19 protein-coding genes are annotated in these 22283 nt (G+C 56.3%); 12 read left to right on the forward strand and 7 right to left on the reverse strand.

Going from position 1 to position 22283, the window contains the following annotated elements; genetic code table 11:
• Nucleotides 1-235: 235 nt before the first annotated feature.
• From Q0915_RS25360 to Q0915_RS25385, 6 genes are all read right to left on the reverse strand, one after another.
• Entirely contained in the window at nt 236-1267 is a 1032-nt protein-coding gene (locus Q0915_RS25360) for a phosphotransferase family protein (protein ID WP_299483523.1), read from the reverse strand.
• A gap of 241 nt (nt 1268-1508) precedes the next feature.
• A complete protein-coding gene (locus Q0915_RS25365) occupies nt 1509-2744 on the reverse strand; it encodes an acyl-CoA dehydrogenase family protein (RefSeq protein WP_299483524.1) in 1236 nt (411 codons plus the stop codon).
• Nucleotides 2745-2753: 9 nt separating this feature from the next.
• Nucleotides 2754-3737, reverse strand: coding sequence for a nitronate monooxygenase family protein (locus Q0915_RS25370; RefSeq protein ID WP_299483525.1), 984 nt, complete (start codon nt 3735-3737; stop codon nt 2754-2756).
• Nucleotides 3731-4183, reverse strand: coding sequence for a MaoC family dehydratase (locus Q0915_RS25375; protein ID WP_299483840.1), 453 nt, complete (start codon nt 4181-4183; stop codon nt 3731-3733). The genes Q0915_RS25370 and Q0915_RS25375 overlap by 7 nt, the downstream gene beginning before the upstream one ends.
• Nucleotides 4184-4230: 47 nt before the next feature.
• Entirely contained in the window at nt 4231-5052 is an 822-nt protein-coding gene (locus tag Q0915_RS25380; protein ID WP_299483526.1) for an SDR family NAD(P)-dependent oxidoreductase, read from the reverse strand.
• Nucleotides 5049-6671: a long-chain fatty acid--CoA ligase gene (locus Q0915_RS25385; protein ID WP_299483527.1), complete on the reverse strand. Its 1623-nt coding sequence runs from the start codon at nt 6669-6671 to the stop codon at nt 5049-5051. The genes Q0915_RS25380 and Q0915_RS25385 overlap by 4 nt, the downstream gene beginning before the upstream one ends.
• A gap of 204 nt (nt 6672-6875) precedes the next feature.
• Here Q0915_RS25385 and Q0915_RS25390 point away from each other — a divergent pair, with 204 nt between their 5' ends.
• From Q0915_RS25390 to Q0915_RS25445, 12 genes are all read left to right on the forward strand, one after another.
• A complete protein-coding gene (locus tag Q0915_RS25390) occupies nt 6876-7823 on the forward strand; it encodes a glycosyltransferase family 2 protein (protein ID WP_299483528.1) in 948 nt (315 codons plus the stop codon).
• Nucleotides 7813-8895, forward strand: coding sequence for a glycosyltransferase (locus tag Q0915_RS25395; RefSeq protein WP_299483529.1), 1083 nt, complete (start codon nt 7813-7815; stop codon nt 8893-8895). The genes Q0915_RS25390 and Q0915_RS25395 overlap by 11 nt, the downstream gene beginning before the upstream one ends.
• A gap of 43 nt (nt 8896-8938) precedes the next feature.
• Nucleotides 8939-10075: a glycosyltransferase gene (locus tag Q0915_RS25400; RefSeq protein ID WP_299483530.1), complete on the forward strand. Its 1137-nt coding sequence runs from the start codon at nt 8939-8941 to the stop codon at nt 10073-10075.
• A gap of 187 nt (nt 10076-10262) precedes the next feature.
• Entirely contained in the window at nt 10263-11657 is a 1395-nt protein-coding gene (locus tag Q0915_RS25405; protein WP_299483531.1) for an asparagine synthase-related protein, read from the forward strand.
• Between the two features lie 68 nt (nt 11658-11725).
• Nucleotides 11726-12463, forward strand: a complete 738-nt coding sequence (locus Q0915_RS25410) for an FkbM family methyltransferase (RefSeq protein ID WP_299483532.1) — start codon at nt 11726-11728, stop codon at nt 12461-12463.
• A 358-nt stretch (nt 12464-12821) separates the two neighbouring features.
• Entirely contained in the window at nt 12822-14561 is a 1740-nt protein-coding gene (locus tag Q0915_RS25415) for an NTP transferase domain-containing protein (RefSeq protein WP_299483533.1), read from the forward strand.
• Between the two features lie 7 nt (nt 14562-14568).
• A complete protein-coding gene (locus tag Q0915_RS25420; RefSeq protein ID WP_299483534.1) occupies nt 14569-15372 on the forward strand; it encodes a class I SAM-dependent methyltransferase in 804 nt (267 codons plus the stop codon).
• 106 nt (nt 15373-15478) lie between these two features.
• On the forward strand, nt 15479-16189 hold the full coding sequence (locus Q0915_RS25425; RefSeq protein ID WP_299483535.1) for a glycosyltransferase family 2 protein: 711 nt from the start codon (nt 15479-15481) through the stop codon (nt 16187-16189).
• A gap of 9 nt (nt 16190-16198) precedes the next feature.
• On the forward strand, nt 16199-16804 hold the full coding sequence (locus tag Q0915_RS25430; protein WP_299483536.1) for a phosphatidylinositol-specific phospholipase C/glycerophosphodiester phosphodiesterase family protein: 606 nt from the start codon (nt 16199-16201) through the stop codon (nt 16802-16804).
• Nucleotides 16801-18846 (forward strand): hypothetical protein, encoded by a 2046-nt coding sequence (locus Q0915_RS25435; RefSeq protein ID WP_299483537.1) that lies wholly within the window; start codon nt 16801-16803, stop codon nt 18844-18846. The genes Q0915_RS25430 and Q0915_RS25435 overlap by 4 nt, the downstream gene beginning before the upstream one ends.
• Nucleotides 18846-19592, forward strand: coding sequence for an HAD family hydrolase (locus Q0915_RS25440; protein ID WP_299483538.1), 747 nt, complete (start codon nt 18846-18848; stop codon nt 19590-19592). Before Q0915_RS25435 ends, Q0915_RS25440 begins: the two co-directional genes overlap by 1 nt.
• The gene (locus Q0915_RS25445; RefSeq protein WP_299483539.1) at nt 19589-20617 is read left to right on the forward strand and encodes a class II aldolase/adducin family protein; all 1029 of its coding nucleotides are present in this window, start codon (nt 19589-19591) and stop codon (nt 20615-20617) included. Before Q0915_RS25440 ends, Q0915_RS25445 begins: the two co-directional genes overlap by 4 nt.
• A gap of 73 nt (nt 20618-20690) precedes the next feature.
• On the opposite strand, the gene Q0915_RS25450 is transcribed toward Q0915_RS25445, so the two are convergent.
• The gene (locus Q0915_RS25450; protein ID WP_299483540.1) at nt 20691-22136 is read right to left on the reverse strand and encodes a hypothetical protein; all 1446 of its coding nucleotides are present in this window, start codon (nt 22134-22136) and stop codon (nt 20691-20693) included.
• Nucleotides 22137-22283: the final 147 nt, after the last annotated feature.

Raw genomic sequence — 22283 nt, forward strand, 5'->3', positions numbered from 1 at the left:
TGGTTGTCATCCCGGTTTGGCGTTTATCGCCAAGACCGGGATCCAGGAAGCCGAAGTCTTTCGGTCCGCCGACGAACATTTGTGGTTGCTGGTTCCCGGGTCTTCGCTGCGCTTCGCCCGGGATGACAATACCGTATGAAAGCGGCGTCCCGGACCTGGTTAGGATTGAATTGTGACCAAATCCTCAAATCCCGGATCCTAGCAGCGCCACGTCCGGGACGTGGCTGGAAACATCTTAGACTTTGTAAGCCGCCTCTAGACCACCTGCCGCGTACTCAGGAACACTCGCGCCAAGCCTCAACCCCAATTCGGGATTGGACGCGTTGCCGTCCAGAGCGCGTTTCTTGACACCCTGAAGGATCGCGCCCATGCGGAAGAAGGCGAAGGCGAGGTAGAAGCCAAACGCCGGAATTCCGGTGAGCCCCATCCGCGCACAATAGGCATCGATGAAGGCCTGGTCTTCCGGAATGCCGAGTGGAGCCCGATCAACTCCAGCAAGCCCGCGTCCTTCTTCACCAGTAGGCCGTTGCCACTGCATGACAAGAGCAGCAAGATCCGCGAAGGGATGACCGATTGTGGAGAGTTCCCAGTCCAGAACGGCCACACAGTCGGGACCGTTTTCCGCGAAAAGCAGATTGTCGATCCGGTAGTCGCCATGCACCAGCGTCCGGCGGCCATCATCTTCGGGCACGTTCCTGTCGAGCCAGTCAATCAGTTCGTCCATGGCCGGGATCTTTTCCGTTTCGCTTGCCCGGTACTGTTTTGTCCACCGGTCGATCTGACGCCTGAAGTAGTTGCCCTGCGGCCCGAAGTCGGAAAGGCCACGTGCTTCAAGATCAATCCTATGGATCGCAGTAAGAACCCGGTTCATGTCGGCGTAGATGCCCGCGCGAAGAGATGTGTCCAGACCCGGAAGTCTCGGATCGTCGAAGTTTCGGCCACGCACCAGCTCCATGACATAGAATGCCGATCCGATGACGTCTTCGTCCTCACACAAAACGTGCATTCGCGCGACAGGTACATCCGAGCCCGCCAGCGCTTTCTGAACCCGGAATTCGCGGTCGACCGCATGCGCGGATTTCAACAGGACCCCTGGAGGTTTTCGACGCAGGACGTAGTCGCCCGAGGCCGAATTCAAGCGGAAGGTCGGGTTGGACTGACCCCGGCTGAACTTTTTCGCCAGGACCGGACCCGCGAAACCTGCAAGCTTCCCCTCCAGCCAGCTGCCGAGACGCTCAAGATCGAGATCAGGAGTACTAACGGTCATGGCCGAGACGACCTCATGTTGGCCAAGGGCCGTAAGAGCCCAGCGCGAAAGGTGTAGTCGAAAACACCAACCTCATCCTGAGGAGCTTGCCGAAGGCGAGCGTCTCGAAGGATGGGTAGCAAACGCAGGAGCAAGCGGTACATCCTTCGAGACAGCGCTTTGCGCTTCCTCAGGATGAGGTTGGTGTGGACGTAGCTAAGGTGTTCCTTCCAACTTTGAAACCCGGGCAAAACGGCCATCATCAGACCTTGTCGTTTGTGTATTTCCTCAGCTCCGTGCGGGCGACCTGGCGCCGGTGCACGGCGTCGGGCCCGTCTGCAAAACGAAGGGTTCTCAAGTGGGTCCACATGGCCGCGAGCGGGAAGTCCTGGCTGATGCCGGCAGCGCCGTGAACCTGCATGGCCTCGTCAACAACCTTCAATGCCGTTAGGGGTGCCACGACCTTGATCTTGCTGATCCAGGACTGCGCGGCGCGCGTTCCCTGCGTGTCCATCATCCAGGCTGCCTTGAGACAGAGCAGGCGCGCCATCTCGATTTCCATGCGCGCGTCGGCGATGATGTCGTAGTTGGCGCCGAGATCCGTCAGCTTCTTGCCGAACGCCTCGCGTTGCATGGCGCGCCTGCACAAGAGTTCCAGAGCCATCTCGGCCTGTCCGATCGCGCGCATGCAATGATGAATGCGGCCAGGACCAAGGCGTCCCTGCGCCACTTCAAAGCCACGCCCTTCACCCAGCACGAGATCTTCCGGCGGGACGCGGACATTGGTGAAACGAATGTGCATATGACCATGCGGGGCATCGTCCGCGCCAAAAACCTGCATGGGGCGCAGGACCTCAATGCCGTCCGCATCGCTTGGGACCAGAAACATTGAGTGACGGCTGTGTTTGTGTGCCGAAGGATCTGTCGCGGCCATGACGATGTAGAGCCTGCAGCGCGGATCACCGGCGCCAGTCGCCCACCATTTCTCGCCGTTGAGGACCCACTCGTCGCCTTCCCGGATCGCTTCAAGGGAGATGTTGGTCGCATCGGAGGAAGCAACTTCCGGCTCACTCATCAGATAGGCGGAGCGGATGGTTCCCTCCAGCAGAGGCTTCAGCCAGCGCTCCTTGTGTTTCCCGGTGCCATAGCGCTCCAGGACTTCCATGTTGCCGGTGTCGGGCGCATTGCAATTGAACACTTCGGCGGCAATCCCGACCTTGCCCATTTCCTCGGCAAGATAGGCGTATTCGACCGTTGTCAGACCGAAGCCACGCTCACTGTCGGTCAGCCAGAAGTTCCAAAGGCCGCGTTCCTTTGCCTTCGCCTTGAGCTCCTCCAGAATGTCCAGCTGGCGCTTAGTATGTTGAAACCGGTCACCCGACGGATGACGTCCAACTTGGTGGTGAAACTCAGCGTCCAAAGGTGCAATCTCGGTTTCGACCATCTGGCGAACCTGCTCGATGAGCGGCTTCACCCGGTCGGTTATGCCCAGATCCATGATGCCTCCTTACAGATTTTCTTTCAGACGCAGACACGCATCCAGGTATTCGCGCTCAAGGCGATCCACCACGGCGGCGGCGGAACCGACCGACTTGATGGCGCCGATGCCCTGACCCGCGCCCCAGATTTCCCGCCACGCTTTCGGCAGCGGGCTGTCGTCCGGCATGACGCTCACTTCCCAGGTCCCGGGCAGATTGTCCGGATCGAGACCGACTCTGGACAGTGAGCCTTTCAGATAGTTGGCGGGATGTCCGGTAAAGAGTGACAACGTCAGAACATCTTCTGCTCCACCCGAAACCATGAGGTCCTTGTAGGCAGGATCGGCATTGGCCTCGTCAGTTGCCACGAACGGAGAGCCGACATAGCCAAGATCGGCACCAAGCACACGCGCCGCAAGCAGCGCCTCACCCGTCGAAATTGCCCCGGCAAGAAGCAGGGGACCGTCGAACCATTCGCGGATCTCACGGACAAGGGCGAAGGGGGATTGCGGCCCGCCATGCCCGCCCGCGCCCGCTGCAACGGCAATCAGCCCGTCTGCGCCCTTCCCAACGGCTTTTTTCGCGTAGGTGTTGTTGATGACGTCGTGGAGCGCGATGCCGCCGCAGGAATGAGCCGCCTCATTAACCTCCACGCGCGCACCCATCGACGTTATCCAGACCGGCACTTTCCAACGGGCGCAGATGTCAACGTCCCGCTCCAACCGCTCGTTGGAGCGATGGACGATCTGGTTGACGGCAAACGGAGCAGCCGGTCGATCTGGGTTGGCCTGATTGTACCGATCGAGTTCCTCCGTGATCGTCTGAAGCCACTTCTCAAGCATCACCGGACCATTCGGCTCGTCGCGCGCGTTAAGTGCCGGAAAACTTCCGATCACTCCGGACTTGCACTGAGCGATCACAAGTTCCGGACAGGACACAATGAAAAGCGGTGCGGCAACTGCCGGCAACCGCAATCCCTGCAGGGCAGATGGAAGCCTTCGCGTTTTCAGCATGCTGTCTGTTTCTCCCCGTCTTTTGAGAGGTAGAACCGGTTGAGCCAGTCTGCCTTCAGGGCCGGGCGCGTTTCGTTCTCAATTTCGACTGTCGCCTTCCAGAGTATGTCCACGTCGCTCGTGGAAACCTCTCTGACATTTGCCAGAACAAATCGTCCCCGCACCCTGCTGCCGACCCGGACCGGAGACAAAAACCTGATCCGATCGAAACCATAGTTGATCCCCATCGTCGAACCTTCGATTTTCGGCTGCGCTTCCAGTCCCATCGCAGAAAGCAGAGAAAGCGTCAGAAAACCATGCGCTATCGTCCCGCCAAAGGGCGTTTTCGCCGCACGGAGCGGATCGACATGAATGAACTGGCGGTCCTGCGTCACATCCGCAAACGCATCTATCCTCGCCTGATCGATCAGAAACCAGGACGAGCAGCCGACTTCCTGGCCGGACATTTGCTTGAGCACATCGATCGAAAGGACACGAGGCGCCTGTGTCACCGTCACGTATACGCCTCCTGGAAGAGGTCAGGACCCGTTTCCACGTTTATCCCGCCGCTGATGGGCAAGATCGCGCCAGTCACGTAGGAACCACCACGGCCACACAGAAACTGAAGCGCTGCCGAGATATCTTCCGGCCGCCCGACCCTGCCAAGCGGAACCTGCGCCCCGACACGGCCCCTGACATCTTCATCGGCGGTCGCAAAAGCGGTCATCTTGCTGATGAACGGACCTGGCGCCAGTGCGTTGACCGTGACTCGCTTTTCAGCCAACTCCTTCGCAAGTATCCGGGTGAGATGGTGCACGGCCGCCTTGGAAGCAGCGTAGCTGTAGGCCCGGTCTCCATGAGGGGTCTCACCCATCACCGAGCCGACATTGACGACCCTTGCCGGATCATCGTCGCTTGCCGCGGCCTCCAACAGAGGCAACAGGGACTGGGTGAGGTGGAACAGTCCCGTCACATTGAGCTGCATGACCCGTTCCCAGGCAAAATAGGGGAAGTCGCCGAGCGTCATGCCCCAGCTTGTCCCTGCGTTGTTCATCAGAATATCAAGCTGCCCGGTGCGAGCGCTGACATCCGCAACCAGCGCATCGATCCCTTCCTCAGACGCAACATCGCCGCCGAAACCTTCTGCACTGCCGGAATATCCGGCCGCATTCAGTTCAGACGCTGCGGACCGGCACGCCTCTTCCTTCCGGCTTGCGATGAACACTCTTGCACCGGCCGCAACGAGGCCTTCGGCCGCCATGCGGCCGATCCCGGTCGCGCCACCTGTCACAAGAGCTGTCTTACCCGAAAGACCGAAGAGCGTGTCCGGTGTCATAGGTCTCCCTCAGCGCGCTGCTTTCTCAGGGTCAGTTTTGACACTTTGCCCGTCGCGGTGAGCGGGAGCTGATCCACGAAGACAATCTCATCCGGCACTTGCCACTTGGCCAGTTTTTCTGCCAACAGAGCGAGCAGATCCTCTTTTTGAGGCTGGGCATCCTCCCTCGGCACGACGATCAGCAAAGGCCTTTCGTCCCATTTGGGATCCGGCACGGCGATCACCGCACAATTGGCAACGCCCGGGTGGGACATGACGATGTTTTCCAGATCAAGCGAACTGATCCATTCGCCACCGGACTTGATCAGATCCTTCGACCGGTCCGTGATCCGCAAAAATCCGTTCGGATCGATGGTGGCAATGTCGCCGGTGCAAAACCAGCCGTCCTCGTCGAACACGGGCGCAGAGGCTTCCGGGTCGTTGAAATAGCCTGACGTGATCGTATTTCCGCGCACATAGAGATGGCCTGCGGACCGGCCATCATGCGGTTGCCGCTCTCCCGCATCGTCGACGATCTTCATGTCGACGCCAAACACGCCGCGGCCCTGCGACTGCTTGCGGTCGATGCGCTGTTCGAGCGGCAAGTCCGACATATCAGGCGGAAGGTTGCACTGCGTGCCGAGCGGGCTCATTTCGGTCATGCCCCAAGCGTGACAGACATTGACGCCCCTGGTCTCGAAAGCTTCGATAAGCGCCCGTGGCGCCGCCGACCCGCCGATCACCACATCGCCGAAACCATCCGGCAAGGCTCCCCTCTGGCTGATCTCGTTCATCAGGCCAAGCCAGACAGTGGGAACGCCCCAGGCAGAGTAGACTTTCTCACGATCCAAAAGTTCGAACAGGCTTTTGCCGTCGAGTGCCGCGCCCGGGAAAATGAGGCTCGCCCCGGAGAGGGGTGCAGCATAGGGCAGACCCCACGCATTTACATGGAAGAGCGGCACCACCGGCAGTATCCGGCCACCTTCCTGCAAGACCTTCGGGATGGTGACGCACAGCGTGAACGCATGAAGAACCGTGGAACGGTGCGAAAAGAGCGTGCCCTTGGGGTTTCCCGTTGTGCCGGATGTGTAACAGAGCCCGGCTGCATCGTTTTCATCGACATCGGGCCAGTCGATTTCGGACGGTTGGCCTTCAAGGATGTCCTCGTAACACAGGACACCCTCCAGAGATGTCTGCGGCATATGCGTCCTGTCGGTCATCACAACGACACGCAAATCTTCGGGCAAATGCGAACGCAGTTTCTCGATGATCGGCACGAAGGTGGTGTCACAGAAAATGATCCGGTCCTGCGCGTGGTTGACGATATAGATCATCTGATCGGCGGATAGTCGCGGATTGATCGTATGACAGACCGCGCCGATGCCGGAAATTGCATAGTAGAGTTCGAAATGCCGGTAACCGTTCCAGGCAAGCGTCGCGATCCTGTCGCCCGGACTGACACCGAGCTTCTTAAGCCCGTGAGCCAGCTGCGCCGTTCGGCGCGCGGTTTCGCGATAGGTCGCCCTGTGGATGTCGCCTTCCGTTCGCACGGAGACGAGCTCGCCTTGCGGATAATTGGCCGCTGCGAAGGTGATGATGTCCGCAATCTTCAGCGGACGGTGCATCATCTGTCCCTTCATCTGTGTCCTCCCAAACACCGTTGCTTATGTGCAATCGCTCAAAGGGTTATGACTCAAACCGTAGCGCGGGTGTGGCATCGTGGGAAGACAGGCATTGCGGAAATCCTTTGACAGCAAGCTTCAGTTGCGCCAAACCCCTGCGCGAGCCGGGCTCCGAACCACAGCAAGCGCAATCAAAGCAAAGTCAAGGACCGATCTCTCTCCATGACCCAGAAACTGGTCATTGCCGTGTGCACGGCGCAGCGTCCGAACATGCTCAAGGCGTGCCTTTATAGCCTCAACAAGCTGATCCGTCCGGTCGGCACCGAGATCCTGGCTGTTGTTGTTGAAAATGATCCTCAGCCGCACTTCCAGGGTGCGGCCGCTGGCGAGTTGACTTCGCAGCTTTCGCTTCCGGTCCATTTTTATCACGAAAAGCGCAAGGGAATTCCCTTCGCGCGCAATTGCGCGCTGGAAGCGGCCCTGGAGCATGACCCGGATTGGGTCGCGCTGATCGACGACGACGAGCGCGCAGAGCCGGACTGGATCGAAAAGCTGCTGAGCGCATGCGCAGAGCACAATGCCGAAGTTGCCAACGGGCCGGTCCGCCGGATTTACGAGAAGCCGGCACCGCACTGGTGGAAGTCACAGCTTCTCAAACCCAGGCCAACCGGCACGGTCATTACGGAAGCGCCGACAAACAACGTGCTTCTCAGCGCGCGTATCATCCGGAACGACGGGCTCGCCCTGCGGTTTGACGAAAGGCTGACATTCGGCAGCGAGGATATCGACTTCTTCCGCCGGACGCATGTGGCGGGCGCGAAGATGATCTGGGTGGACGATGCCTTTGTCGAAGAGGACATTCCGGCATCCCGCGTGACGACCAAGCGCCTGCTCAGCAGGATGCACATGGCGGCCACGTCCGGCGCTTTCAACATTGTTCTGCGCGAGGGCAGAGGCAAGGCGGCGCTTCACTTCATTCCCAAAAGCACGCGGCGTATGCTGTTTGGCCTGCTCGCGACTTTGGTTGGCTTCGTTGTTAAACCGTTCGCCAAAAAACGCGGCGAGAAACTTTTTTACTACGGGCTGATCCGCCTGATGAAAGGTTCCGGAAATCTGCGTGGACTGTTTGGCCGTGCGCACAACTATTATGACGTGATCGATGGCAACTGAGCTCCCTGCATCCGGCAAAAAGATTGCCCATATCCATCTCGGGGTCGATGGCGGTGCGGAAAAATTCTTCCTGCGCCTGTCACGCGCACTCGCCAAACGCGGCGTCGAGCAGATCGCGTTCATCCGCAAAAACCGGCCATGGCGGGACGAACTCGCACAGCATTGCAAGGTCCGGGAGCTGAAATTCAGCCGTTCACACGTCAAGCGGCACTTCGTGCGCTGGGGGATTTCGCGGGAAATAAGAAGCTTTGGTGCGAAGGTCACGTTGGGCTGGATGAGCCCCGCGAGCAAGTGGATGCCGAAACCCGGTCCTGACATGCGTACGTTTTTGCGCCTGGGTGATTTTCCGGACGGCTTTCACACCTATGGCAATGTCCAGAACCTGATCGGCAACACACCGGAGATCATCCGGCAGGCCGTCGAAATGGGATGGCCGGGCGACAAGGCACATATGATCAGCAATTTCGTCGATCCGCTTCCCGACGATCTTATGCCGGTCAACCGTGCGGACTACAGCACGCCTGAAAACGCCACCGTTCTGATTTCCCTCGGCCGGTTTGTCGAGCGCAAGCGTTTCGACCTTCTGATCAAGGCGCTCGCGAAATTGCCAGAAACCGTTCACGCCTGGCTGATTGGAGACGGTGAACTGATGGACGACATGAAACGCCTTGCGGACGAGTTGGGTGTTCAGGACCGCACGCACTTTTTCGGCTGGCAACGCGACCCGTCGGCATTCCTGAAAGCCGCCGACATTCTGGTCTGTCCGGCAGACGATGAGCCGCTCGGAAATGTCGTTCTGGAAGGTTGGAACGCCGGTCTACCGGTTGTTGCGACCGACTCGCCGGGCCCCGGCTGGCTCATCGAGCACGGCAAGACCGGACTTCTGTCACCTTGCGGGGATGCGGACGGACTAGCAGCGTCGGTCGATGCCGTTGGCGTTTCCATGACGGCGCCGTCCGACCTTGCGCAGGAGGGGCACAAGTTCCTGTTGGCGCAGTTCTCGGAAGCCAGCATTCTTGGAAGGTACGAGCAATTGCTTTTTACGGACCGGCAGGAGGACAGCGGCCCGTGAACCGCGCAAAGCCCGGCAGCGGGCCCGGATCAAACTGGTAAAGATGAAAAAAATCTGCATCTTCACATACGCCTATATGCATCCTCACCAGACGATGGTGAATTTTCATATCGAAAACCTGTTTTCGGGATCGGCGGTCGTGTGCGCCGGCAAGGAAACAACGTTCCAGCCTGTCAAGCGAACGGTTTTCGACCGCAGCAGTGTCTCACGGACCCTTTGGGACAAGGTCCTGGAACCCGTCACCGGACTTTCGAACAAACTGAAGGGCCTCCCCCAAAAGAGCCTCATCGGGTCGGAACGTGCGCAGATCGTTGATTTTCTGCGCCGGGAAAGCGTCGATGCCGTGTTGTGTGAATTTGGCTGCATCGGCGCTGAAGTCGTGAGCAGCATCGGGGACATCGGCATTCCCATGTTTACTTATTACCGCGGTTATGACGGCACGATGAGAATCCGCTCTTCGCGGCAGCAGCGCCTGACTGCACGCGCTTTCGAGAAAACAGCGGGTTTGTTTTTCGTATCGAAATTTTTGCAGGACAACCTAGCCAGCTATGGTCTGGTACACCCAAACAGCCATGTCATTCCCAGCGGCGTAAACACCGACAAATTCCAACCCCTGGAAAAGAAAAAACGCAAATTCGTAGCCATCGGCAGGCTGGTCGACAAGAAACGGCCCGACATTACTGTGCGTTCCTTCTGCGAGGAGGCAAAATCCTATCCGGATGCGACTCTTTCCTTGCTTGGCGGCGGACCCTGGCAGGAGCGATGCCAAGAAATTATCCGCGACATGGGCATGGAAGACCGGGTAGAAATTCTGGGTGAACAATCGCACGAAAATGTCCTGAAGCACCTCCAGGAAGCCGAGTTCTTCCTGCAACATTCGGTAACAAGCCCAGAAGGCGATGCAGAAGGTGCACCGACCTCCATACAGGAAGCCCTGGCCTGTGGGTGTGTGGTCCTGTCGACGCGCCACGCCGGCATTCCCGAACTGGTCAGCGAAGGGGAGACGGGTTTTCTGGTCGACGAGCTGGACGAGACGGGGTTCCGCGCTCTCATTCGCGATGCGCTTAGTGGCAAAATCGATGCGGAAAAAATCGGGTGCGCCAGCCGCGAGTTTGCCGTGCGCAATCTCGACAACAGGCTGTTGATCAAGCGGCTGGAAAGTGTTCTAAGCGAAGCCTGACGCAGACGCCGCCTTTCCGAGGCAAGTTCCGCTGTGAGTGGTACCGTCCGTCCACCTCTTGCGATGTCTTAGCTCCGGTGGGCATCAACACAGATGGGATGTCGCAACAAGGCCGGCGATGTTATTGAACAGGACAATTGCCCTCCCCTGAAAAGATACTGAAACAACAACATGTCAGTCCGGTAGAATGTGCAGCTTTCTTTTTTCAACTCTCCAGCCTGAGACAAACGACTTCAACACGATGATGTCGCTCAGGGGGCCGGACAGCACCGTAACGCGTTCATTGAACGGACATTTCTTTTGCCACAATCTGTTGTCGATGCGCGGAGACTTCGTCGCGCAGCCCTATGTGTCCGACGACGAAAAAATCGTCATTATGTTCAATGGAGAAATCTATTCCTGTCCTGACAGCTACGAGAGCGAAGTCAGGTTTCTTCACGACCTTTACACAGAACACGGCGCCGGCTGTTTCTCCCGGCTGGACGGCGAATACGCGATCATTCTCGCAGACTACGAAAAAAACACCATTTTCGTGGCGCGCGACTGCTTTGGCACCAAACCGCTCTATTTCGGTTCCCAGGGAAATGATTTCGGCTTTGCAAGCTACCGGGGAGCTCTCGCCGCGTTCGGATTTTCAAACATCAGGTCCTTGAAGCCAAACCACGTTGTCGAATACGCATTCGACAATAAGCGCATCGTGGAGCGCGAGACATACACGTTCAATATCGCGCAATACAAAACAGACCTTTCGGACTGGTTCGAAGCTTTCGACAAATCTGTTGCAAAGCGCGTGAACCATCTGCGCGGAAAACCCTTTGTCGGTCTTTCAAGCGGGTATGACAGCGGTGCGATCGCCGCGTCCCTGATCCACCAGAACAAGACATTCATCAGCGTGACAATCGAAGGGCGCGAGGACCCTGATGTCGTGCAACAGCGTTTTGCCGCGGTTGAAGCGTCCGGCAATCAGGCGCTCCTGTTGCCGGAAACCGAGCTTGACCTGACTGGCCTGCGATCCTGGCTTCAGGACCGCGTCGAAGATCAACCCTATTTCATTATCAATGACGATGGTGAGCGGACGGAAACGGGCAAGAGCGTGCACACCGACAAGGCGGCGCTGATGCTCGCAGGCGTTTGCACAAAGGCCAAGGCCGCTGGAGCCCTCGTTTATCTGTCCGGCAGCGGCGCTGACGAAATCGTCTCCGACTATGGGTTCGGCGGAAAGAAGTTTTTCGCCCACAGCAATTTCGGCGGCCAGTTCCCACCGAATTTCCTGGGTCAGTTTCCCTGGTCCTCATTCTTCGGCAGCACGCAAGCCGCCTATCTGTCGAAAGAAGAAATGGTTGCGGGATCCTTCGGGATGGAGGCGAGATATCCGTTCCTGGACCGCACGGTGGTACAGGAATTCCTCAACCTTACGTCCGACGTGAAAAACAAGCAGTACAAGTCGGCTATCAGCGAATATCTGAAGCTGAGGGCGTTTTCCGTCAAGGAAGACGTGAAAATCGGGTTCGGCTTCAAAGACAAACCGAAGAAAAAGAAGAAGACCGTGTTCTCGAGAATCCGGAAAAAAATCTTGAACTAACAAAACGATAGTGTTCTGACATCGCTTGATCTGTGAGGCGGCAGAGTGAGCAGGGCGAACATACTTGTGTGTCTACTGCATTAAATGTGATAACGCCGCAAGTTCATGCACGCCTCAAAACACTAGAGCTCAAAACCAATAAGCGATTCACTATGGGCATTCGATCATCTTTGCGGAAGAAGCTTATCAAGCGAAAAATCAAGATTCCGTACTTCTTGATGAACAAACAAGAGAAGTATTTTCATCGGGTTTTTGCAAAAATAAGCTCCCATGATGTCATCATTGATCTTGGCGCGCATCTTGGAAAATTTACCGCCGAGTTTGCCAAGCGGGCTCGCACTGTTTACGCGTTTGAACCCCATCCTGACATATTCGCATCCTTGCAGAAGAACACATGTCGCTTTTCGAATGTGGTCGCCTATCAAAAGGCTATTTCTGACGAGGATGGCGAAGCTACCCTCTATTCGGACCCTTCTCAAACCAGCAGACCGACTGAAGGATCAACACTTTCCAATCAAAAACGCGATGTTTCCTATGAGAACGGATTTTCGGTCGAAACCGTTCAATTGTCGAAATTCATTCAGGATCTACATCTCCAAGTAAAGTTGATCAAAATCGACATTGAGGGAATGGAATACAATGTCATCAATGATTTGCTGAATTCTGGCGCGATCGATCTTGTGGACCTGGTCTACGTAGAGGACCACTGTCAATACGTGGACGGTCTCGAATTGCAAAGAGAGCAAACGTTAGAAGAAATTCGAAAACGAAAGCTTGAACACAAGTTTGACTTCAACTGGCCCTGATAGGCTGAAATATTGCCCACAAAGGACGTTGGAATACGCGAAAACGTTCACGACACCACTCATCACCATTATTGGTATCGATTGCTGCAGCATTTTTCGTTAGGGCTTTGAGCAGTTTACGCCAGCTCCAATTGATTCCCGCGCATTAATTTGTTTATTCAGGTGAACTCAGAATTTGTCGGGCACGTCTTTTTGCTTTCGAAATCGACGCTGAGTTTCCAAGATAAAATTCAGCCTTGGTTTACCAATTCTCAGTCAGTTTCATGCCATTAAGTTGCAGGACGACTCGCGTGCGCGTCCCTTTGCGCGCATTTGCCAGGCGGTAACGGTCCCAGTCAACGTTCAGGAAGAAACCGACATGCAAATTGTGATCCCCATGTCCGGATTTGGAGAGCGGTTTCGCAGGGCCGGCTACAAATTGCCGAAGCCTCTGATCGAGGTCGAAGGCAAACCGATCATCGAACATGTCGTCGACATGTTTCCGGGCGAAGAAGACTTCGTTTTCATCTGCAACAACGAGCATTTGACCAATGCCGACTTCGGCATGGAAGCTCTTCTTCAGCGGATTTGCCCGACAGGACGCGTTGTCGGCATCCCGGCGCACAAACGTGGACCGGTTCATGCCGTTCAACAGGCAATGCACCTGCTCGATCCGTCAGCACCCGTCGTTGTAAACTACTGTGACTTCAGCTGTTTTTGGGATTGGAACCATTTCCGGAAATTCGTCCGTGCAGCAAGTTGCGACGGCGCGATCCCCGCCTACAAGGGTTTTCATCCACATTCGCTCGGCACAACAAACTATGCCTATATGCGCGAGGATGGCGGTTGGGTCAGCGATATTCGCGAGAAACAGCCGTTTACCGACAATCGAATGGATGAATTCGCCTCAAGCGGGACCTACTACTTTGCGTCGGCTGAACTGATGCGCTCGGCGTTTGAGGCAACCGTGTCTCAGGACCTGAACATCAACGGCGAATACTATGTCAGCCTGGCATACCGGCAGCTGTTTGAGGACAATCGTCAGGTTGCCGTTTATCCCCTTCAGCATTTCATGCAATGGGGCACTCCTGAGGACGTTGCAGAATACAACACCTGGTCCAGCGCTTTTCGGGACATGGCCGTTCCTCAGCAAGAAAAGCCGATATCAGCCGGAAGTGTTGTCATTCCGATGGCAGGGCTCGGCTCCAGGTTCGCGCGTGAAGGTTACACGGAGCCGAAGCCGATTATTCCGGTCTCGGCAACACCGATGGTCATTCAGGCGATAAACGACCTGCCCGCGGCAGACCGTACCTGCTTCGTGCTGCGGTCAGATATGCCCGAATTCCACGAGCTTGAATCCGAACTGAACAGAACCTTTCCGTCCGCAACGCTCGCACAGGTTGCCGGTCTGACCGCGGGACAGGCCTGTACAGCCAAGATCGGGCTTGATGCGCTGGAACACGCACATGATTCGCACTCCGGTCCGATTACTTTCGGGGCGTGCGACAACGGTGCGCTGTTCGATGCGGCTGCGCTTCAGGCCTGCCTGGACGAACCGGAGGCCGATCTTCTTGTCTGGGGCGTTCGCGGTTATCCCAACGCGGTTCGGCATCCTGAAATGTACGGCTGGATCGACGTTGAAGGGGAGACAGTCCGCGGCGTTTCGGTGAAGAAGCCGCTGGACAACCCCAAGACCGATCCGATCGTCCTTGGCACATTCACGTTCCGGAACGCGGAGATCTTCAACAACGCTTACGCCCGTCTCCTGAGCCGCGATGGCCGCGTCAACAATGAATTCTATCTCGATTCCATGATCGAAGACGCGCTTGCACTCGGGTATCGCTGCCGCCTGTTCGAGGTCGACAGTTATCTGTGCTGGGGCACGCCCAACGATCTCAAGACGTTCGAATACTGGCAGTCCTGTTTCCACAAATGGTCTTCTCACCCCTACAGGCTTGACCTGGACGGACGAATACCCCGTGACAAGCTCGCAGCGCTCGCAACGCGCTACGCCGCTGACATACCGGCAATGCCGGAAGTCGCGAAGCAGTGCACGCAATCGCTTTCTGTGGATGTCGCACGACCATCAGTGTGTTCAACCGCCCTGCGGCGCCAATGAGGGACGCATGAAGAAGCTGTTTCTGAACGGGCCCAATCTGTTCGCACACGCTGAAAACCGGATGGCTGACGAGGGCAATCTCGAAGAGGCGCGCAGCAACTTTCAGCTGCGCCGCTTCCGAAATCTGGATCGGCTGCTTCGTCACAGATATGACTGGATGAACGCTTATCTGGGGCCGGACAAAAAGGCGATCGAAATCGGGGCCGGGGCCGGGTTCTCAAAATTCTATCTCAAGCACGAGTATCTGGTCACGGATGTTGCCGAAAACGACTGGATCGACGACCTCATCGATGCAACCGATATGCCGCTGGAAGACGGCTCTGTCGATGTCATCATAGCCTCGCACAACATCCATCACTTTGCCTATCCGACCAAGTTTTTCCGCGAATGCGAGCGTGTCTTGAAGCGCGGAGGCGTGGTGCTGATCCAGGAAATCAACACGTCACTGGTGATGCGCCTTCTGCTTCGGGTGATGCGGCACGAGGGCTGGTCCTATGACGTCGACGTTTTCGACGACACCGTTGTAGCAAACGACCCTTCGGATCCCTGGTCAGCCAATTGCGCGATCCCGGAACTTCTTTTCGAGAAGGAAGACAAATTCCATTCAGAGTTCCCGGGACTGAAAATCAGCGTCAACGAGAAGAACGAATGTCTTTTGTTCCCGCTGTCCGGCGGCGTGATCGCCAAGACCCGGGTCCCGGAACTCCCCTCGGGTGTTCTGGAAGCCGTTTCGGCGCTGGACAGCGTTTTGACCAAGCTCGCACCCGATGTGTTCGCACTCGGAAGATCTGTGGTGATCGAAAAGATATGAGAAAGACCCGGACAGAAAAGAGCCTGACGCACATGCGGCCCGCAGCGCACCGCAAGAACCCGAGACGGATTGACGGTGAGATCTCGGCTATGGGCAGTGTGAACGCATGAAGCTTTCGGTTGTCATTCCCTGCTACAATGAGGCCGATAACCTGAGCCTCCTCATTCCAAGATGCAGAACCCTTGCTCAGGAAACCGGAGCCGAGGTCATCCTGGTCGACAATGGCTCCAGTGACCGAACCCCGGACGTGCTTTTGCGCACGCTTGCAAATGATGCGCAGGTCCGCAGTGTGCGCGTAGAGGTTAATCAAGGCTATGGGCACGGCATACTGGCAGGCCTCGCTGCAGCCAGGGGCGACGTCCTGTCCTGGACGCATGCGGACATGCAGACGGATCCGTTGGATATTGCACGGGGCTTGCAACTGTTTCAGGGCGCTGAGGATCACGAGGCCCTGTTCGTCAAGGGCAAACGCTACGGGCGGCCGCTGTCGGACACGTTTTTTACAATTGGCATGTCGGTTTTCGAGACGCTGCTTCTGCGCACGCCCCTGTCGGACATCAACGCGCAACCGACCATGTTTTCCCGCAGGTTTTACGAAAGCTGGCAGCAAGCACCGCACGATTTTTCACTCGACCTTTATGCATACTACCAGGCCAGGCAAGCCGGACTTAGCGTCGAGCGCTTTCCGGTCAGGTTCGGAGAAAGAGCTTTCGGTGTTTCGCACTGGAATATCGACTGGAGCTCCAAACGCAAGTTCATACAAAGAACCGTCGATTACAGCCGCCAGCTCAAGCGCCGAATTTCAGAAGCATCCTGAGGTTGCCTGATGCAGATTATCCAACACAGACGCAACACCATCGAGGGCCTGGCAGAGACCCCTTGCGAATACGGTATTGAGGTCGATATCCGCAGCCAGGGCGCGCGCCTTGTCATCCACCACGATCCGTTCGAAGCCGGCCTGGACTTTGAAACATGGCTCGATCACTACAGCCACAAGACGTTGATTTTGAACGTCAAGGAAGAGGGATTGGAAGAACGCCTGATCGCTTCCATGGCATCACGCGGTATCGACGACTTCTTCTTTCTCGATCAATCGTTCCCCTTCCTGATCAAATGGTCAAAGCTGGGAGAGCATCGCTGTGCGGTTCGTGTTTCGGAATTTGAAAGTATCGAAACCGCGCTCAGCCTGGCCGGACAGGTCGACTGGATCTGGGTGGACTGTTTCTCGCGCTTTCCATTAACGGAAGACCAGGCAGCTCAACTCGGCTCTGCCGGTTTCAGGCTCTGCATTGTATCCCCGGAGCTTCAGGGACGGGATGCCTTGCAGGAAATTCCGGAGATGAAGTCGCTGCTTGCTCAAAGAAACATCGAGGCGGACGCCGTCTGCACAAAGCGGCCGGATCTCTGGCTGTCCCGGACCGATCATCAATGAACGGTCTGTGGCGCCATCCACTTTTCGGCCTCGGCCTTCTGATCAGGCTGGTGCTGATTTTTGGCGTCGCTCCGATTGCTGTTTCGGAATGGTACGGGCCGTTTCTTGAGGCCAGCGTCTCCCGACCCATCCTTGACCCCTGGTCGCTCTGGGTGAGTCTGGACGGGAGCCTCCTTGCGTTTCCTTACGGCTATGCGATGTGGCTGACTTTCCTGCCATTGACCACCTTGTTCAGCCTGTTGAACCTGCCGGTTCAATATGCCTATGAACTCACGCTGCTGTCGGTCGATTTTTTGCTGCTGCTTGTCCTGCAAAGGCTGCTTCCCGGCCAAAAGCACATTCTGCTTGTCGGATACTGGCTTTCGCCAATTGTTATCCTTGCGAGCTACGGCCTCGGGCTGAACGATATCGTGCCGGTTCTCTTCCTGACAATTGCGGTCTACTTCCTAAGGCAGACACGGCTTCCCCTGTCAGGTTTTTTCTGCGTCTGTGCTGTCTCCGCGAAACTGAGCATGTTGATCGCCATGCCTTTCTTCGCAGTTTATCTGATCAACAACAAATCGCTGCGCACGCGATTGCCCGGCTTTTCCGCCGGCCTTCTGACCGGTCTTCTCATATTCGGATTTCCCTTCGCCTTTTCCCAAAGCGCGTTGCTCATGCTGTTCGGCAATCCGGAGATGGGGAAAGTTCTCCAGCTCTCGATCAGCTTCGCGCAGGCCAATACCGTTTATGTGGTGCCGCTTCTTTACCTGTTGATGCTGTATCTTGCGTGGAATGTCCGCCGTCAGAACTTCGATCTCTTTCTGGCGACCACAGGCATATCGTTTCTGATGATCGTGTTGTTGACACCTGCCTCGCCGGGCTGGTTCGTCTGGTGCCTGCCGTTTCTCATTCTGCTCCAAAGCGGTCTGGCGTCCGCGGTTCTGGGACTGGCCTTTTCCTGGCTGTATGCGTTCACGACGCTTCTGGTGACCCCCTTTCACTTTTCCGCATCAAATACCTTCGAACTCGCTGATTTCCTGCCGCTGAGTCAGGTCGAAATCTCTCAGGTAACGTCTCTTCTCCTGACAGCAATGCTCGCCGTCGGTCTGGTGCTTTCGTTGCGCACCTGGAGATATTCCGTCCGGCAGAATGACTTTTTCCGTCGAAGCAGAACGCCGTTCGTCATCGGTCTTGCTGGTGATTCCGGTGCCGGAAAAGACACATTCGCCGACAGTCTGACCGGCCTCTTCGGAGATCATTCCGTCGTGAAACTATCCGGTGACGACTACCACCTCTGGGACCGGCACAAACCCATGTGGCAAGTCATGACCCACCTCAATCCGATGGCCAATGACCTGGAAGCCTACAGCAACAATCTGCTCGCGCTTATCGACGGAAAATCAATTCAGTCGCGGCACTACAACCATGGTACCGGCAAGATGAGCCGCCCGCTCAAAGTGAAGAGCAACGACTTCATCATTGCGAGCGGGTTGCATTCCCTTTCCCTGCCGATCATCCGGGACAACTGCAATCTCAGGATCTATCTCGATATCGATGAAAGCCTCAGACGGCATTTCAAACTCAAAAGAGACGTCAAGGACCGGGGGCACAGCATCGAGACCGTCCTCGCTTCACTTGAGAAGAGAGAGCATGACGCGGAACAGTTCATCCGCAAACAGGCCGACCACGCCGACCTGATTCTGTCTCTTCAGCCTGTCCATGCGTTGACACTGGAGGATCTGGATCGCGAGGGACCCGTCAAACTGAAACTTGTCGCCACGACCAAACAAGGGTTCAACGAACTCTCCATACACCGGGTTCTTGTGGGCGTGTGCGGATTGCATGTCGATATCAACATCGCTAAAGATCAGGCGGAAGCCGAAATCACTATCGAAGGCGAACCCGGCTCGGAAGATATCGAGATGGCAGCGAAGATCCTCTGTCCGAATGTCATCGAATTTCTCGACATCGAACCCGACTGGCAGGAGGGTGTCACCGGCGTCATGCAACTGGTCGCGCTTTCGCACATCAACCAAGTCCTAGTGAAGAGAACTGTCTAGTGAAAGTCGTCAATCCAGACAGGTTTAAGCGTTTGCCGAACGCGATTCTTTTTGACACAGACAACACTCTTTATGCCTATGACCCGGCACATGAGGCCGCTCTTTCGACGGTGCGCGAGAAAGTCACGAAGACGTTTTCGATCGAGTCTTCAGATTTCGATCGCGCCTACAGCAACGCAAGAGAGCAGGTCAAGGCTCGATTGAAAGGTACGGCGTCCTCACACAGCAGGCTGCTCTACATGCAGCGCATGCTTGAGATCATGGGCCTCGGATCACAGATCCTGCGCGCGCTCGATTTCGAACAAACATATTGGAGGACGTTTTTAGGGAACGCCGTCCTCTTTGACGGCGTGAAGGAGCTGTTGGACGAGCTCAGGCTCATGAGCATTCCGACGGCAATCGTCACGGACCTGACAGCTCAGATCCAATTCAGGAAAATCGTTTATTTCGGCCTGGAAAACGTGTTCGACTACATCGTCACAAGCGAAGAGGCGGGCTTTGACAAGCCAAATGCGGCACCCTTCACGCTTGCGCTGGAAAAGATGAGACCTGACGGCGACTGTATCTGGATGATCGGCGACAATCCCGTAAACGACATTCGCGGTGCACGCGAAAAAATCAATGCCGTCACATTGCAGAAACTCCATTCAGGCGTTGAAAAAGGCCAGGGCGAGACCGCGCCCGATGCCTATTTCGACACCTTTTCGGATTTGAGAAAACTGATCCTGGGGCTTGCCGACACGTGACACCGGACCGCGACGAGGCACTCGCAAGGGATATCAGGTCTTATTGCGCTGAAATCGGACAGGACCAGTTGCTGGTACAGGGTCCGGGAGGCAATGTCTCCTGGAAAGAAGGCAGTACGCTTTGGGTCAAGGCGTCCGGCACCTGGCTGGCGCATGCGGACGACACTGAGATCTTCATTCCGGTCGACCTGCAGGACCTGCAGCAGAGCATCGAAAGACAGGATTTTTCGGCAAAGGCCTCGATTCTTGCTCAAACCGAACAAAGACCTTCAATCGAAACGATGCTGCACGCACTCATGCCGCATCGGATCGTAGTTCATCTGCATGCCATTGATGTCCTGGTGCAACTTGTCCTGAGAGACGCCAATGACCGTTTGGCGCGGCAATTGGAAGAACGTAAAGACTGGGTTTTTGTCGACTACAACAAGCCCGGGGCTGAACTTGCCGCTGCCGTCGACGAGGCGCTGCGCGCAAATCCTGGTGCAAACATCGTCTTTTTGAAGAATCACGGCATCGTTCTGGGTGGTGAGAACATCGATGGCATCCGTGGTCTGCTTGCCCGGACCCTCGACGAGTTGCAGACTTTCGCACCATGCAATACCGAGGCTGCTCCATCTGCTGTGCCCGAGCATGATCTTGCGAAACTTGGCTATGCACCCAGCAGAGACCCTTGCATCCACGCCCTCTCCTGCGATCCTGTGCAGATCGCAAGACTAAACGAAAATTGGGCGCTTTATCCGGACCATGTCGTTTTTCTCGGCGCAGAGCCGTCTATCTGGTCGCCCGAGCTAAAGCTGAGCCTGCAAGATCAACCGGGGAGCGAACGATCACCCTACATTTTTGTTCCTGGCATCGGAACTTACGAGTTCGAGCACGCAACCCCTGCACAAAAGGAGCAGATGCGCTGCTACAGCGATGTCGTCAACCGACTTCCAACTCACCTTCAGACAGACACCCTCTCAATTTCCGATATCGCTGACCTTCTGGATTGGGATGCCGAAAAATTCAGGCAGGGCAATAATTGAAAAACTCCCGGTAAATCAGCGAACTGAAACCAATCAAACTCGCCGCCCCGCATGAGGTAGCCGGATCGGTTTTCTAAAGGCGAGGCCCGTGTTCGATTGCCTTGGCAAAGTATTCCAGGAACTCGGCATCGCTTCGGGTCGCGAACAGACTGTCGACAACGTCGGGCCGAGGCCGCTGGTTAAACTGCATTTCGTCCGCCGATCGCACCAGGTCAGCTGCATCCGCAGTCACTAGTTTGCTCATCAGGCCCTCATAACCCGTTTCTACAATCTGAGGCCGGCGCCCGAAGGCGACGCTTTCATAGAGTGCTGTCGAGAAGCCACCGATGATGGTACCCGCCGAGGCAATCGTTTCGTAAAGGTCCGTGCTTGGCGGCAGTATGCGCACTCCGGCCTGCTCAAGTGCCCGGGCCGTCTCGTCCTGCATCCCTTCCTCGACGGGATGGTTTTTCCAGAGCAATTCGAACGCTCCGTCAGTCCTCTGCGCGGTGGCCAGTGTCAGTCCCGCGAGCGCAGCCCGGCAATTTGGCTGAGAAATCGTCATAATCCGGCGCTCAGCATCCGGTGCTTCCGGATAGAGGGAAACACGGTCACGAAGGTACTGAAATCCTACTGTTGGCATGCGTTCAGATGGTAAAGGCAGCCGGCTGCCCTCCGTCCAGAACTTTCCGAAACAAAAGAAGAAATCCGGAAAGGTTTCAAAACTTTGGTCAGCGGGAAAATCATAGTTCAGCTTTCCGACAGTCGGAGACCCGTGCTGAAGTTCAATGCTCGGAATTCCAATTTGCCGCGCCGCCGAAACAAGGGCCTTGAGATGCGGACTGTTGACGAGAACGACAGCACGGGGTGCAAGCTGCTGAAGGAGTTCGGTATACGTAGGCAACCAGCGGAACCAGCGATCGATCTCCGTACGCACAATGGTCGTGAGGTCGACTTCAAAACCCGCCTCGTGCAAACCATCGCCCAATGCTTTCAACTTTGCGTTTCCTGCGGTGCTGAACTCATCGAATCCCTCAAAGCGCCGGGCTTTGCGGCGAAGCCCGTCAATATAGCGCAAGTCACTTGAGACTTCCGGTTTCTGGTGAGGGACCCAGTCCATTTCAATGAACCGGACATCGTAGTCCTTGCGGAGGATAGTGGCGACAGGATCCGCATAGAGATCGATCCAACGTCCGTTTTCAAGTTTGCGCCTCGGATGACCGAACAGGACAACGTCGCAACGACCGCCCCGCAGCGGATTTCGCTTCGTCGCCAGTGTCAGCCGTTTTCGAAACCGCTCGACACGGCGCTTTATCGATGAATGATTGTCCTGCTGCGTTTGCGTAGAGGAGATCGTCTCACTTGAGACGGCTTGTCTCCTTGCCGCCTGTTCTGGTGGATTGCCGTCTGCCGGCAGTGTTCGTTTCGCCGCCAAAGCCACGGAATAGCGGGCCAACTCCCAAACCGGAGCGCCGCTTTCGCGCCATTCGAACAGGTCCAGGTCCTTTTCCAGACGCTTTACGTGATCAGCAATATTCATTCAGCGTAATGTCTCTGCCGGGCAGCCTCTCATTGTCCCGTTACTTTGTTTGGCATGTGCAAGTGAACGCGGTTATGACCGTAATTATCACGGCAAGTGAACGACCGCCATGCCGCCTGCGCAGGCACACTCCTAGGACTTTGGGGT

This window comes from uncultured Roseibium sp. (assembly GCF_947494555.1).
Classification (GTDB): Bacteria; Pseudomonadota; Alphaproteobacteria; order Rhizobiales; family Stappiaceae; genus Roseibium.